The organism is Vibrio sp. 1-1(7) (assembly GCF_013048485.1).
In the GTDB taxonomy this organism is placed as follows: Bacteria; Pseudomonadota; Gammaproteobacteria; order Enterobacterales; family Vibrionaceae; genus Vibrio; species Vibrio fujianensis.
The window spans coordinates 56,736-71,953 of sequence record NZ_VHSP01000001.1 but is presented as its reverse complement, the minus strand read 5'-3'; the positions used below and the strand labels follow the sequence as shown (position 1 = coordinate 71,953).

Sequence of the window (15,218 nt, the reverse complement as noted above, 5' to 3'; positions counted from 1 at the left end):
GATGAAAAGTATTGTTGTTTTAGTTTCAGGAAATGGAACCAATTTACAAGCGATCATTGATGCCTGTGAAGCCAGTAAACATGGTGGCAAAGTAACGGCTGTTTTTTCAAACAAAGCAACAGCATATGCTTTAGAACGGGCCAAAAAGGCAGGTGCAGCAGCACATTTTGTGGATCCAAACGCTTATGAGACTCGTGATGCTTTTGATGACGCATTAATGCAGTATATCGATCAATACACACCAGACTTGATCGTTTTAGCTGGCTATATGCGTATTCTCAGCAGTGATTTTGTTCGCCACTACTTAGGGCGCATGATTAATATTCACCCATCACTGTTACCTAAGTATCCAGGCCTTAATACCTATCAAAGAGCCATTCATGCTGGAGATGAAGAACATGGCACAAGCGTCCACTTTGTGACAGAACAATTGGATGGTGGGCCTGTTATTCTTCAAGCAAAAGTGCCCATTTTTGACGAGGATACCGTTGAAACACTAACGGCAAAGGTACAAGCTCAAGAATATCGTATCTATCCGTTAGTGGTGCAATGGTTTGTGGAAGAGCGTTTAGCGATGAAGCAAGGCAAAGCCTTTTTAGATGGAAAACCTTTGGGGATCCATGGTTATGCCGACCAATAATAGGATGTATACCCAAACAACTGAGAGTTGCAGTTTGGCGGCAACGTGACAAATTTGAACAGCCGTAGGCTGGCCTTTGGTGAGTGCCACGGATGGCTCTCATCATCCCCATAAGCATAGACAGGCGATGCGATTGGGGTGAGCAAACGTAGCCCCTGCAGCTTCAAGTAGGAAGGAGATAGTATTAATCACATAAAAAGGGTTGCTTACGGCTACCCTTTTTATGTGATTAATTAAAGCTCAGCTTGAGGAGCTTGATTACCCGGCTTTGGCGCAGCAAAAGCCACCGCTTTCAATTGCTCAACATTGGTTGCAATTCGCTCACCTAAATAAAACAAATTAAACTCGCCCGGCTTCATTCGCTGCCAAGTTTCATTGCCGGTTAATGGCTGAGTCGCAATCACCGACACCACATCATTGGGGGTGGTTTCTTCTTGGAAATTCACTTCCACATCCTCATCAATCAATGCAGCATGACCAAATGGGGCTCGACGAGTGATCCAATAGAGGTGATTGGTGCAGTAGCTCATCACGTAATCGCCATCAGAAAGCAGCATATTGAATACCCCTTTATTACGTAGCTCATCACAAAGCTCGCTGACGTAGTAAAAAACATCCTGCATATTGTGAGGGATCTCTGGATAACGCTGCTCTAGCCTATCGAGTAACCAACAAAAAGCCGCTTCACTATCTGTTTGCCCAACCGGACGGTGGCGACCTTGAGTAAGTCTTTGGTAATCCACAAGTTGTCCATTATGGGCAAACGTCCAATACCGCCCCCATAGTTCACGCGTAAAAGGGTGCGTATTTTCTAAGCTCACCCCACCACGATTCGCTTGACGAATATGACTGATCACGGCACAGCTTTTGATCGGATAATTTTGCACTAGTTGAGCAATTTGTGACTGGCAACTGGGTGCTGGATCTTTAAAGGTTCGAAAACCTCGTCCTTCATAAAAAGTAATGCCCCAACCATCTCGGTGGGGCCCTGTTTTACCTCCCCGCTGCATCAGGCCGGTAAAACTAAAACAAATATCGGTTGGCACATTGGCGCTCATACCAAGTAATTCACACATGGTTTAAACAACTCCTTCTTTAAACCACTTAACTAACCGTGGGCCAACTTAAACGGTTAACCCACCATGGTTTATGCCATCTCTTTTTCAATTAATTGGATGATAATGTGGATAATTTTAATGTGGACTTCTTGAATACGGTCAGCATAGCCAAAATGAGGCACACGAATTTCAATATCCGCTAATCCTGCCATTTTGCCCCCCTCTTTTCCGGTCAAGGCAATGGTTTTCATCCCTTTTGCTTGAGCGGCTTCAATCGCTTTTAAAATATTTCCTGAGTTACCCGAGGTTGAAAGGCCGAAGAGAACGTCACCTTGACGCCCGACGGCTTCGACATAACGTGAAAATACATAATCGTAGCCAAAGTCATTACTAACACAAGAAAGATGGCTGGGATCAGAAATAGCAATTCCCGGATAACCTGGGCGATTTTCACGGTAGCGCCCGGTTAATTCTTCTGCAAAATGCATCGCGTCACAGTGCGAACCACCGTTGCCACAAGAAAGAACTTTACCTCCTTGCTTAAAAGAATCGGCTATCATTTTTGCTGCGGCTTCAATGTTAGCAATATTCTGCTCATCGGCTAAAAATGTATTCAGTACTTCAGCCGCTTCCGTCAGTTCACGTTTAATCAAATCCTGGTACATAGGTTTCATCTCTTCATTATTCTGCTGGCAAGAAAGTTTTCTTACAAGAAAACTTACATGTTGCTGAGTTTACCCAAACGATTCCCTCTGTCGATAGTCGTAGCAGCACAAATTGATTAATTGGCCTGACTTTTTGTCGATAAAATTGGCGTACACAGCACATTTTTGTATTTTCTTTTCATCCAGATCACTTTTTAGCCAATATTACATTTTACATCTCGTTAAACTTTTGATTACAATCGACTGGTTAGACCACTTTAACATCAGATGCCACCTTGTCTGGATAAGGAAAATTGTTATGGAAATCTTGATCTCTATGTTGGCTTTTTTGCTGGTGCTAAGCACATGCTTATACCATCGAACCTCACTCTTTACCGCGTTAGCTTTTTTAACCTTAACAATGCTAACGCTATCAATAACCGGTCAGGCTGGATTTTTTGCTTGGGCTTTCTACCTTGCGGCCATCGTGGTGTTTATCGTTCCCTCAGTACGGCAAAATCTAATCAGCAGTAAAGCACTGACGATGTTTAAAAAAGTGCTTCCCGCTATGTCACAAACAGAAAAAGAGGCTTTGGATGCTGGCACCGTCTGGTGGGAAGCTGAACTTTTTAAAGGTAAACCTGATTGGCAGCAACTCAAGAGCATAAAAGCGCCAACCTTAACCGCAGAAGAACAAGCATTTCTAGATGGCCCGGTCAACCAAGTCTGTGCCATGGTTAATGACTACCAAGTCACTCATGAACTGGCCGATTTACCGCCAGAAGTATGGCAATTCCTCAAAGATCATAAATTTTTTGCCATGATTATTAAGAAAAAATATGGCGGCTTAGAATTTTCAGCCTACGCTCAATCGTTGGTATTACAGAAATTAACAGGGGTTTCCGGTGTTCTTTCATCCACCGTTGGCGTTCCAAATTCATTAGGGCCTGGTGAATTACTGCAACATTATGGCACTCAAGAGCAACAAAATTATTATTTACCACGTTTAGCCGAAGGAAAAGAAATCCCTTGTTTTGCTTTAACCAGCCCAGAAGCGGGATCAGACGCAGGGTCTATCCCTGATTTTGGAATTGTCTGTAGAGGTGAGTGGGAAGGAAAGGAAGTGCTGGGAATGCGCCTCACATGGAACAAACGCTATATCACCCTCGCTCCGGTTGCCACAGTATTAGGCTTGGCCTTTAAACTGCAAGATCCCGACGGCCTATTAGGAAATTCGCCCGACATCGGCATCACTTGCGCTTTGATTCCAACCGACTTAGCTGGGGTAGAAATTGGTCATCGTCATTTTCCACTCAATGTTCCTTTTCAAAATGGTCCAACCCGAGCTAATGATCTTTTTGTTCCTTTAGATTTTATTATTGGCGGCCCAAAAATGGCAGGGCAAGGTTGGCGCATGTTGGTGGAATGCCTCTCCGTTGGTCGAGGAATCACCTTACCATCAAACTCAACAGGCGGGATTAAAACCGCAGCTCTAGCAACCGGAGCTTATGCTCGAATTCGCCGTCAATTTAAGCAACCGATCGGCCAAATGGAAGGCATCGAAGAGCCTCTAGCCCGTTTAGCGGGTAATGCTTATGTCATGGATGCAGCCAGCAATTTAACGGTCGCTGCGATAGACTTAGGTGAAAAGCCATCGGTTATTTCAGCCATTGTTAAGTATCATTGCACCCACCGTGGGCAACGCGCCATTATCGATGCCATGGACATCGTCGGTGGTAAAGGTATCTGTTTAGGGCCAGCTAACTTCTTAGCCAGAGGTTACCAAGGAGCTCCCATTGCCATCACCGTTGAAGGCGCAAATATCCTCACTCGCTCAATGATTATCTTTGGCCAAGGTGCGATTCGTTGTCATCCTTACGTTCTTAGTGAAATGGCCGCAGCTCACTCTGACCACCCTGCTGCACTTGAGCAGTTTGATCAAGCATTAGCTGGCCATATTAGCTTTACCTTGAGTAATTTTGTACGCAGCATTTGGTTTGGTCTCACCGATGGTTACGGCTCATCCTCACCCACTAAAGATGCCACCCAACGTTACTATCAGAAACTCAACCGTTACAGTGCAAATCTTGCTTTGTTAGCAGATATTTCTATGGCAACGCTTGGGGGCTCACTTAAACGAAAAGAGCGCTTATCCGCCCGACTCGGTGATATCCTCAGTCAACTTTATTTAAGCTCTGCAACGCTTAAACGTTTTGAAAATGATGGCAGCCCTAAGGAGGACTTACCTTTAGTCCATTGGGGATTACAAGACAGTTTAAGGCAAACAGAAGTGGCGATTGATGAATTTCTTGCAAACTTCCCAAACCCGGTGCTGGGAAAACTATTACGAGTGCTGCTCATGCCATTTGGCCGAGTGCGAAAAGCGCCTAACGATAAGCTTGATAGCCAGGTGGCGCAAATTATTCAAACACCGAGTGCAACCCGTTCTCGCTTAGGTCGTTACCAATATTTAGCAGCAACAGAACATAACCCGGTAGGGAAAATAGAACAAGCACTCAATGTTATACTGCAAGCTGAACCTATCTTCACGAAATTATGCCAGGCACTCGGTCAACGCCATCCATTTACTCGTTTGGATGAATTAGCCACTGTCGGCCTTGAGAAAAAAATCTTAACGGAACAGGAAGCGCAATTATTGACGGAGGCTGAAACTCATCGCCTATATACCATCAATGTCGATGACTTTTCTCCACAAGCACTGGCAGCGAACAAACCACATCCAAAACTGGAAGAGGTCGCCTAGTATTTAACTTAAGAGAATTTTCATCGCCGTCAGGTGAGAAAGTAAAAGGAGGCTAAGCCTTCTTTTACTTTTTTACAACCAAACCACTTAAAGTTTCAGATCGCAAGCAAATAGATACAGCTGCAGCGTAGAACATGCAACACGATTGGAGCAACTAGCCATACAGCAGCTTGAGATAAACAAGATAGCCCGTTTAAATAAAGGCTATTTTTTAGGAACCTTGAGCTGTAATTCTGGCGTTGCCGCAGCTTTGGCTTGTAATTTACGGCGAATAAACCAACCACCCAACGCCAATAGAATCACAAAAACATTCCCTAACACAATGTAAATCAGTGCCTTTTGTCGTGATTTTTCGCGCATCTGAATCACTAATTTTTCTTGCTGTAATCGACGTAAATTCTCCAAATCCGCTTCTTGCATTCGGCGGGTTTTATCAAGATCGATCTCACTCACCACACTGTAACGATGCTCTTTAATAGGGAAGACCAGTGGTCTTTGGGTGGCGAGATCGGTCGCGTATACCAAACCATGCCAAGAAAAATGACCAAACTCACCACTATTCGGAATTGAAAAGGTCAGATTTAACGCTTTATCATCAGCTTGAGCTTGGGTGATAAATGATGCAGGAAGTGCTCCTTTATGTTCCACTTGGCCCGCTAAAGATCCAGGCTGAATCATGCCGCCTTCGCCACTAAAGATCACTTGATGTGGCTGATTGTCTGCTCGCGACTGAATAAAAGTTGTCGTTATCGGCGAAGGATAAACTAATACCTCTTGCTCTTGAGCGCGCAGAAACACTCCATTGCCAGAGGTGATCCGTACACGATATTTATCTGGCTCTAATGAGATCGGTAGCGCAACGGTAAAAACACCATCGCCCGCTTTTTCATCAAGCCCTCGACCATCATCAGCAAAGAGACCGACTTCAATCGGTAAAGGTTGGGCCTCTTTTTCTAGCTCCTGCTCATTTTCAATATACTTAGTAAAAGTAACCGTTAAGTTCACTCGATCAAGAAAATCTCTCAATAATAAAGGCTGACCATCCGAAACCAATCGAGCGGTAAACTTAATTTCCTCACCTTGATATAAGCGAGAAGGTAAAGGATCGCTTAACATCTGTAAGTGGGAAATGAGCCTTATATTATTTTTGGGAGAAACCTTACCTATTGCTTGCCAAGGGCCCGGCATCGGATTATCAATCGATATAATATCCATCGAAGGCTCTTCATACCAGCGAACGTAATCTGGATGACGTCCCGCATAATATTTTGTGCCATCGGGCCTTACTAGCACAACCGGCTGAGAATTCTTTTCTCGATAAATAACAAAGGTGATTTGTGAAATGGTAGAATCGACGCGAAAGCGATTGTCCAATAATGACATCGTTGACTCATTACTTGCTAATGCATTAAACCCAATTAGCCACCCCAATATCGCTATTCCTATCCGCCACATAATTTCTCCTACTGACGCCAGAGGCAAACACCGCTTTTTTCTACCACATCCAAACGTTCTTGGTGTGCCTGTAATTCATCGGCCGATGCACGTAAAACTTTGAGTTTTTTACGCTCTGAACTGACACGTTTGATGCTATTACTACCTTGTTCACCGTTTTGGCTACCGGCTGAAAATTGTAAAGAGGTTTGCCCCCCTGTCATAAGTAGATAAACATCGGCCAAAATCTCAGCATCGAGTAATGCGCCGTGTAAAGTTCGATGAGAGTTATCTATGCCATACCGCTCACACAATATATCTAAGTTATTGCGTTTACCCGGGAAGATTTTCTTCGCCATGGCGAGCGTATCGGTGATTTTACAATATTGCTCCGTTTTACCAATCGAAGCATTTAATTTACTAAATTCATAATCCATAAAGCCCACGTCAAAGGGAGCATTATGGGCAACTAACTCAGCGCCTTTGATAAAATCCAAAAATTCTTCATGCACCTCTTTATATTCGGGCTTATCCACTAGAAATTCATCGGTAATCCCGTGAACTTCAATGGCTTGAGGCTGAATGTCTCGGTCCGGCTTTAAGTAGACATGAAAATGTCGCCCAGTCAGTTTTCGATTGATGATTTCCACCGCACCGATTTCAATAATTCGATGCCCTTCATAATGAGGGCCACCTTCAAAGTTCATACCCGTGGTTTCTGTATCTAAAACCACAATACGACCGTAATTAGAATTGTTGCTAGTATTCATAAGGATATCTATGTCAGACTATATCAATGGTGTGTGTAACCCAATAGTATCAAATCATGAAGAAACAGGTGGAAATTTTCACTGACGGTTCTTGTTTAGGCAACCCTGGCCCCGGAGGTTATGGCATTGTCCTGCGTTACAAACAAGTAGAAAAAACCTTATCAAACGGCTATCGCTTAACGACCAATAATCGAATGGAAATGCTAGCCGCTGTCGTTGCTCTGCAAACGCTAAAAGAGCCTTGCGAAGTCATTTTAACCACCGATAGTCAATATGTCCGCCAGGGTATTACTCAATGGATCCATAACTGGAAACAACGCGGATGGAAAACAGCCGATAAAAAACCGGTAAAAAATGCCGATCTATGGCAAAAGTTAGATCAAGAAACGGCACGTCATCATGTCGAATGGCGCTGGGTGAAAGGCCATGCCGGCCATCGAGAAAATGAAATCTGTGACGAACTCGCACGAACGGCGGCAGAAAATCCAACCGAAGATGATCACGGCTATCAACCTTAACACAATGGTGTTAAGCCATGGTTATTCGGATGATTTAATCCGATAATTAAGCCCTAGCGGTGAAAAACGTCGCTTAAGGTGCCAGTGTGGTTTAATTGGCTTTAAAGGATAAGTTCGTTTACGCGCGACAATAAAGTAGAGGCTACCCAGTGGACGAGCCCAGCGACCAGACGCATTTTCTAACCATGTCCATCCAGCGCGGTATTTTTGCATGGGGAAAAGCGCATATTGATCGCATTCAATGACTTGATAATTAAGAACACTCAGCCAATCTCTGATACGGCTCGGAGTAAACATGCGCCCACTCCAAGGTAGGTTATGCTTACGCCATGGCATCAAACTTGCCAACCCAATCAAGCTGATGGGATTAAACCCAGTAATAATTAAGTAACCATCATCGATCAATACGCGGTCTACTTCACGTAAAATACGGTGTGGATCACCACAATAATCCAGTTGATGAGCAAGGATTGCCACATCAATACTCTTTTCAAGAAAGGGTAAATCATAAGCATCGGCGATCACACTATGCAAAGGGTTCTGGATATCGAGGTTAACTTGGTGTTGAATATTACAATTGCAACTTGATAATTCGCAGCTTAAACCGCCCAATTTTAGCATGTGATAACCAAATAGTTTGGGGCACCACTCATCAATTCGGGTTTGAATCGATTCACAGACCCATTGGCCGTTTTTTAATTGCGACCAAGAATGAGGACTCTTTATTTTTTTTTGACTGCGTGCTGGTTTCATAGCTAAATCGCTTACCCAAGTGACCGGAGACAACTCATGTTACACATCAAAAGCATACCCGCATTTAATGATAATTACATCTGGCTAATTGAAAATAGCGATCGTCGTTGTGCGGTGGTCGATCCCGGCGATGCGGCTCCCGTATTGAGTTATCTCACCGAACACGAGTTGACCTTAGAGGCGATTCTCATTACTCATCACCACCATGATCATATTGGGGGTGTCGCACAGTTAGTCCACCAGTTTCCAACACTTGATGTTGTCGCTCCAGCTCAAGAACCGATTCCAACCGTCACTCATGCCGTTCAAGGAGGGGATCAAATCGAATTATTTGATGAGCGATTTATGGTGTTGGATCTTCCCGGTCATACCCTTGGCCATATTGGCTACATTGGCGATAGCAAACTCTTTTGTGGCGATGTCCTATTTTCTGCAGGCTGTGGCAGAGTATTCGAAGGAACGATGGAACAAATGTTTACTTCCCTCAATAAAATACAAATGCTACCAGAAGAAACTGAAATTTATTGTGCGCATGAATATACCGCAAGTAACCTTGCCTTTGCGATGGCCGTTGAGCCCGATAATGAACAATTACAAATTTATCGCGATGATGTGATTCGGCTGAGAGCACAAGGAAAAAGCACCTTACCGACCACCTTGCGTCGAGAACAATGGATCAATCCATTTTTACGCACCGATTCACCCAGCGTGATAAAATCAGTGGCTAATCGCACCCAACAAAGTGATCCATTAGCAATTTTTACGGCATTACGTGAGTGGAAAAACGAATTTTAACCAATTGCTACTTGTCATCAGATTCATACGACAAGTATTATCAGCAGCCAATTGATAAAAAGGCTGTCTTACATGCGAATACAATTCTGCTGGGTAATGGCTCTGCTGTTAACCGGATGCCAGGTTACCCAGCCTGATAATGATCGAATCATTGAGTCTAATCAGGCTTCGAATGCGAGCAAAAAAGTTGTAAACGAAGTAATGCCGTCTTCGACAACTTTGAAAAAACCACGCGCTATCCCCCCCAAAGTTCTAACGCCTCAGGAACAAGAAGATGTTTGGCTGCGTATTGCGATGCAATTTAACTTACCTATCGCGGATGATCCCAGTGTCGACTACTACCGAACTTGGTATCTCAAACACCCTCAGCATTTAATTACGGTTGCCAAACGGGCTGAGCCTTTTTTGTATTTAATTACCGAAAAAATTGAACAACGCAATTTGCCTTTGGAACTGGCTCTATTACCGATTGTAGAAAGTGCTTTTGACCCCTTTGCCTATTCTCACGGTAGTGCGGCAGGTTTATGGCAATTTGTTCCCGCGACAGGAAAAATGTTCGGGTTAAAACAGAATTTTTGGTACGACGGCCGACGTGACGTAGTAGCAGCCACCGATGCGGCTTTAGAGTATTTAACACGCTTAAACACTCGCTTTGATGGTGACTGGTATCTAGCGATTGCCGCCTACAATAGCGGTGGAGGACGCGTTTCTAGTGCGATTCGTAAAAATACCCGCTTAGGCAAAGCAACCGATTTTTTCTCGCTCGATCTTCCGAAAGAAACGAGTGGTTATGTGCCTAAGTTATTGGCCTTAGCCGATATTATCGCAAATCAAGATCAGTATGGTATTTCTATTCCCACCATTGTTAATCAGCCAGTACTTGCCTTGGTCGATCCCAAAGAGCAGCTAGACTTGGCAATAGCGGCTAATTATGCCGGGATCTCGGTCAAAGAGTTACAAAGTTACAACCCAGCCTATAATCAATGGGCGACCGATCCAGAAGGGCCACACCAGTTTTTAATTCCGATAAAGCAGGCTGATGCTTTTACTAAACAAGTCGAAGCGAATCGTGGTAAAGGTATGAAACTCGTACGTTACCAAGTCAAAAGTGGCGATAGCCTCAGTGTCATCGCACAGCGACATCACACGACAACTCAGGTTATCCAAACCGCTAATAATTTAACTAGCCATACCATCAAAGTTGGCCAGTATTTGATGATTCCAACCTCGGTCACTAATAATAAAGCTTATGCACTCAGTGCAAACAACCGCTTAGAAAAGACTCAATCGTTAGCCCGCGGGCAATATAAGATTAACCATACCGTTAAAAGTGGTGAAAGTTTATGGACCATAGCAAAGGCTCATAATGTCTCTTACCAATCTTTAGCCAAATGGAATGGGATGGGGCCACGAGATACATTGCGAGTAGGCCAGAAAATCGTTATTTGGAAAAAAAGTACCGATGGAGCAATTATCCGTACCGTCTTTTACGAAATTCGTCGTGGAGATACCTTAAGTGACATCGCCTTGCGCTTTAAAGTCACCACAAATGACATTGTTAAATGGAATGATCTTTCTAACCAGAAATACTTAAAACCAGGACAACGAATCAAACTATATGTGGACGTAACAAAAGTGAGCGTTTAGCGCTTTATTATTTTCCTAATAGCCGAAAAGAAACCAGCAATGGGTTATGATCAGAAGCGCTCGACTCGGGCGCTTTTGCATTTTCTAATACCAGTCCCTTATAAAACACATGATCAAGCGGTAATCCAGTGATAAATGTGCGCCGGTGATCATCTGAAAAAACAACCTCTTGTAATGATAATGAAGCCAGTGCAGATTTTAGAACAGATAATCGTTGTGAACTCCAACTGTTAAAATCACCCGCAACAATAATGGGCCCATGATGTTGTCTTAATGCCTTAATGAGCGTTTCAATCTGCTCTCGATAAATTTTAGCGCCATAGGTAAAATTTATTGCATGTAAGTTAATCACGGCAAGCTGCTGCCCGTTGCTTAACGAATAACGTGCATAAATACCAGATTTAGGTAACCGTAGTAACGGTTCCAATTGCGTATACGCACAAGCAAAGCTAGGCATAACATGCGCTAAATTCAGCACGCCCGTCGACTCACCAAAGACCTCAAAAGCATTAACATAAGCCCCATCCCATGCCTGTTTTGCTATCCACTCTCTCAGCCCTTCAGTCATACTTGCTTCTTGCAATAACAACAGTTGCGCTTGTTGACTATAACGTGTGAGTTCGCTGTCCCAATTACTTCGGTTTTGTTTATAAATATTCCAAACGAAAATGTTTAATTGTCCGTCATTATCGAGAGGTAATGGATGCGGGTTCTGGTAGCACAGCAAGTCTCGGCCAAGTGCATCTTGGCCAACCGTTAAAAGCTGAGGTTGGTTGGGTACTTTAAAAACAACCTGAAAAGCCGTAATCATGACCACGGTAAACATAGAAGAAAAGAAGAGCAGATAGCGTTTTTTCATCGTAAATATAGGTCAACATTATGACTAGCAGATAAGGAGTTTAACCCCTTATCTACTTAAGGTAAGTGATGTTTAAGGTAAGGTCTACTTAAGGTTAGCAGTTAAATCGCGTCTTCATCTTCTTCACCAGTTCGAATTCGCACCACTCGCTCAATCTCGCTGATAAAGATTTTTCCGTCACCAATTTTGCCGGTTTGCGCGGTTTCTATAATGGTATCAACACATTGATCAGCGACGTCTTCCGTCACCACAATTTCTAACTTCACTTTGGGTAAAAAATCCACCATATATTCCGCCCCGCGGTATAACTCAGTATGACCTTTTTGCCGTCCAAACCCTTTAACCTCAGAAACCGTCATACCGGTAATTCCCACTTCAGCTAGCGCTTCACGGACATCATCGAGCTTAAATGGTTTAATAATTGCCTCGATCTTTTTCATGTTCATCCCTTAAACGTTTTTTGTCATTAATTTTTCGCTGCTGGTCGAATTAAGGTTTCAAAACCGAACAGATGATAACTTATTATCAGCCAGCGGTAATAAATACACAATCAATAAAAAGCCCAAGCATGGCTAGCCATTAACCTCTATTTTAGGTTCGCATAATAAGCAGCAAGATCGGCAATATCTTGATCACTCAACATCATAGACTGCGCTTGCATAACCACGGCTAACCCGCCAGTACGCTGCTTATTTTTATAGGCTTTAACCGATGTGATCAGGTATTGCTCATTTTGTCCTTTTAAATTGGGGTAACCAGGGATGACTGCAATCCCATCAGCGCCATGGCAAGTGGCACAGATGGCAGACTTTGCCTTGCCTGCCGCAGCGTCTCCAGCAGCCAATACCGGCCCGGTCAATAAACTGCTAGTCACCACTAATCCCATTAGTATTTTATTCATAGCTCAACCTTACTTCGTGCTTCCATGTTATCAATCGATCATCATAATTGTGGCATGAGGAAAGCTCATTGAGTCCAGATCAGTTCATAGTCTTGACCAGCAAAATCACGATCTACAAACAGGCTGGCTATCGCAACCACTCTTCCTTTATACATTAAAATGGGTAATCGGCGACGTTGCCAACTGGGAATACGGTATTCTTGAAATAATTTTTTTAATTTTCGTGATCCGGCACGTCCGACAGGACAAGCTGACAGCCCTTCTGGGTTAAAAGAGACCGAAAGCGCATCCGGCTCATCAGGAAGCGCAATGTGGCCGAGCGAGCATTCCGATAACGTTAAGTGACCGAGCTTATCAGGTAAAATCAATGGCCTATTAAGCTGGATACTTTGCTGCCACGCACTAAGATCGCTCATTAATGTTACACAAAAAAGCTCTCCGTCAAATCGACGAATTTGGTACTCTCGCAACTGAAACTTTGGATTAGCAGAAGCTTCAGCCAGTGCAACTTGCTGCCAGATCATGTCGGTATGCAGCCGACTTGGCATCGTGACACCTCGCCCAGCCAACCATTGCCGAATGACTTGCCGCCTGACCACATCACTGCATAATTGTATTTGAGCGATAGATAGCCCACCAGCTTTACTGGTTGCAGACGCCAGTAAGTCCGCTAGCAACTCATGAATGACGGCTTCTTGCTCTGCGCATAACTCGGCACTACGTTGTACGGCTTGATAAATCGTTGGCCAACGCTGATTTAGAATGGGGGTTACTTGATGGCGTAAGAAATTACGCTCGTAACGCATATCTTGGTTACTTTCATCCTCAACCCATTGTAATTGCTGCTCAAGGGCAAAATATTCGATATCCTGCCGAGGCACATGTAACAGTGGGCGTAGTAAGTGACCTTGACTAAAAGCAGCCCAATCTGCCATGGCCGATAACCCTTTGGGGCCACTTCCTCGCCGCAAGGCCAGTAAAAACGTTTCTAATTGATCATCAGCATGATGACCAAGTAATAAAGTATTTTCGGTTTTCACATGCTTAGATAATGCAGCATAACGAGCTTCTCGAGCTAACTGCTCGATACTTTCACCACATTGTGTATCGAGAGTGACATACTCGACAGATAAGGGAATGTTGTATTCATCACACCAACGTTGGCATTGCTCTACCCAGTTATTGGCATTATCACTCAAACCATGATGCACATGAACTGCACGCACTGGTACCGAATAATATTGATGGTATTGAGCAAGTAAATGCAATAATACCCGAGAGTCCACACCACCACTTAAGGCTAAAATGGGTCGCTCAACCGATTTTTCACGTAATTGCTGACAAAAGTGACTGTACAAGTCCATTATAATTCTTGGCTGATTTGATCAATAAAAGCCAGTGTACCGCTTGGGGCTAAAAACCAAAAGGAGTTGAATGAGCTTCAACCCCTTACTTGGTAGGTTTTATTTAGCAATAGCCGTAATTCATTAAGCGCTGGTAACGTCTATCCAGTAGCTCTGCTTGCTCTAAGGCTTCTAACTCTGAAAGCTGCTGTAATAGCATGACTTTAAGGTTTTTGGCCATTTGTACAGGATCACGATGAGCGCCTCCCAGTGGTTCTTCGATGACTTCATCAATTAAAGAAAGTTCTTTTAGACGAGAAGCCACAAGCCCCATCGCTTCTGCGGCTTGTGGCGCTTTATCCGCATCTCGCCACAAAATAGAAGCGCAACCTTCAGGCGAAATAACCGCATAAGTCGAATATTGCAACATATTGACATAATCACCAACACCAATGGCTAACGCACCACCAGAACCGCCTTCACCCACCACATTACAGATCACGGGAACGGTTAAGCCCGACATCACTTTCAGGTTTTTGGCAATCGCTTCTGATTGCCCACGCTCTTCTGCGCCAACACCAGGATAAGCGCCAGCCGTGTCGATAAAAGTAATGATTGGCATATTAAAGCGCTCTGCCATCTGCATTAAACGTAATGCCTTACGGTAACCTTCTGGTTTAGGCATACCAAAATTACGTCTCACTTTTTCCCGTGTTTCTCGGCCTTTTTGATGGCCGATAATCATAACAGGACGATCATCTAAGCGAGCAATTCCGCCAACAATGGCTTTATCATCCGCGTAAGCACGATCACCAGCAAGCTCGTCAAACTCGGTAAACATATGATTGATATAATCTAAAGTATAAGGACGCTGTGGATGACGGGCCAACTGCGCAACTTGCCATGCGCCAAGATCACTGAAGATTTTCTTTTTCAGTTCCAAGCTTTTCTTTTCTAGCTGTTCAATCTCTTTTTCAAGATCTACGGACGAACTGCCACCGTGACGAGAGACATCTCGTAGTGCCTGAATTTTAGCTTCAAGTTCTACAATAGGTTTTTCAAAATCTAGAAAGTTTGGGCTCATCTACCGAT

Annotated in this window: 15 protein-coding genes; 5 read left to right on the top strand and 10 right to left on the bottom strand. The window is 43.8% G+C overall.

Going from position 1 to position 15,218, the window contains the following annotated elements; all coding sequences use genetic code 11:
* Position 1: 1 nt before the first annotated feature.
* Positions 2-640 (top strand): phosphoribosylglycinamide formyltransferase, encoded by a 639-nt coding sequence (purN, locus tag FKN05_RS00355; RefSeq protein WP_099611596.1) that lies wholly within the window; start codon positions 2-4, stop codon positions 638-640.
* A 233-nt stretch (positions 641-873) separates the two neighbouring features.
* Here purN and FKN05_RS00350 read toward each other — a convergent pair whose 3' ends face one another.
* Positions 874-1,716: a class II glutamine amidotransferase gene (locus FKN05_RS00350; protein ID WP_099611597.1), complete on the bottom strand. Its 843-nt coding sequence runs from the start codon at positions 1,714-1,716 to the stop codon at positions 874-876.
* A 71-nt stretch (positions 1,717-1,787) separates the two neighbouring features.
* The gene (gene lpcA / locus FKN05_RS00345) at positions 1,788-2,363 is read right to left on the bottom strand and encodes a D-sedoheptulose 7-phosphate isomerase (protein WP_161427878.1); all 576 of its coding nucleotides are present in this window, start codon (positions 2,361-2,363) and stop codon (positions 1,788-1,790) included.
* Between the two features lie 298 nt (positions 2,364-2,661).
* Here lpcA and fadE point away from each other — a divergent pair, with 298 nt between their 5' ends.
* Positions 2,662-5,106: an acyl-CoA dehydrogenase FadE gene (fadE, locus tag FKN05_RS00340; RefSeq protein ID WP_161427877.1), complete on the top strand. Its 2,445-nt coding sequence runs from the start codon at positions 2,662-2,664 to the stop codon at positions 5,104-5,106.
* A 204-nt stretch (positions 5,107-5,310) separates the two neighbouring features.
* On the opposite strand, the gene FKN05_RS00335 is transcribed toward fadE, so the two are convergent.
* Both FKN05_RS00335 and dnaQ read right to left on the bottom strand, forming a co-directional pair.
* Positions 5,311-6,561 carry a TIGR03503 family protein gene (locus tag FKN05_RS00335; RefSeq protein WP_099611599.1) on the bottom strand — a complete coding sequence of 417 codons (1,251 nt, stop codon included), beginning with the start codon at positions 6,559-6,561 and terminating at the stop codon, positions 5,311-5,313.
* An 8-nt stretch (positions 6,562-6,569) separates the two neighbouring features.
* Positions 6,570-7,310: a DNA polymerase III subunit epsilon gene (gene dnaQ, locus FKN05_RS00330; RefSeq protein WP_099611600.1), complete on the bottom strand. Its 741-nt coding sequence runs from the start codon at positions 7,308-7,310 to the stop codon at positions 6,570-6,572.
* Positions 7,311-7,366: 56 nt separating this feature from the next.
* Between dnaQ and rnhA the strand changes: the two genes are divergently transcribed.
* Positions 7,367-7,828 (top strand): ribonuclease HI, encoded by a 462-nt coding sequence (gene rnhA, locus FKN05_RS00325; protein ID WP_161427934.1) that lies wholly within the window; start codon positions 7,367-7,369, stop codon positions 7,826-7,828.
* Between the two features lie 21 nt (positions 7,829-7,849).
* Here the strand turns inward: rnhA and FKN05_RS00320 are convergent, their stop codons facing one another.
* Positions 7,850-8,581 (bottom strand): class I SAM-dependent methyltransferase, encoded by a 732-nt coding sequence (locus tag FKN05_RS00320; protein ID WP_099611602.1) that lies wholly within the window; start codon positions 8,579-8,581, stop codon positions 7,850-7,852.
* A 36-nt stretch (positions 8,582-8,617) separates the two neighbouring features.
* Between FKN05_RS00320 and gloB the strand changes: the two genes are divergently transcribed.
* Complete coding sequence (gloB, locus tag FKN05_RS00315) at positions 8,618-9,376, top strand: hydroxyacylglutathione hydrolase (RefSeq protein ID WP_099611603.1); 759 nt, start codon at positions 8,618-8,620, stop codon at positions 9,374-9,376.
* Between the two features lie 72 nt (positions 9,377-9,448).
* Entirely contained in the window at positions 9,449-11,023 is a 1,575-nt protein-coding gene (locus tag FKN05_RS00310) for a lytic transglycosylase (protein ID WP_161427935.1), read from the top strand.
* Positions 11,024-11,030: 7 nt separating this feature from the next.
* Here the strand turns inward: FKN05_RS00310 and FKN05_RS00305 are convergent, their stop codons facing one another.
* The 5 genes from FKN05_RS00305 to accA all read right to left on the bottom strand — a co-directional run bounded on the left by FKN05_RS00305 (position 11,031) and on the right by accA (position 15,210).
* Positions 11,031-11,882 (bottom strand): endonuclease/exonuclease/phosphatase family protein, encoded by an 852-nt coding sequence (locus tag FKN05_RS00305; protein ID WP_099611605.1) that lies wholly within the window; start codon positions 11,880-11,882, stop codon positions 11,031-11,033.
* Positions 11,883-11,983: 101 nt separating this feature from the next.
* The gene (gene glnB / locus FKN05_RS00300) at positions 11,984-12,322 is read right to left on the bottom strand and encodes a nitrogen regulatory protein P-II (protein ID WP_078925443.1); all 339 of its coding nucleotides are present in this window, start codon (positions 12,320-12,322) and stop codon (positions 11,984-11,986) included.
* Positions 12,323-12,468: 146 nt separating this feature from the next.
* Entirely contained in the window at positions 12,469-12,783 is a 315-nt protein-coding gene (locus tag FKN05_RS00295; RefSeq protein ID WP_099611607.1) for a c-type cytochrome, read from the bottom strand.
* 65 nt (positions 12,784-12,848) lie between these two features.
* A complete protein-coding gene (tilS, locus tag FKN05_RS00290) occupies positions 12,849-14,150 on the bottom strand; it encodes a tRNA lysidine(34) synthetase TilS (protein WP_170887215.1) in 1,302 nt (433 codons plus the stop codon).
* Positions 14,151-14,250: 100 nt separating this feature from the next.
* Positions 14,251-15,210, bottom strand: a complete 960-nt coding sequence (gene accA / locus FKN05_RS00285; RefSeq protein WP_099611609.1) for an acetyl-CoA carboxylase carboxyl transferase subunit alpha — start codon at positions 15,208-15,210, stop codon at positions 14,251-14,253.
* Between the last annotated feature and the right edge of the window lie 8 nt (positions 15,211-15,218).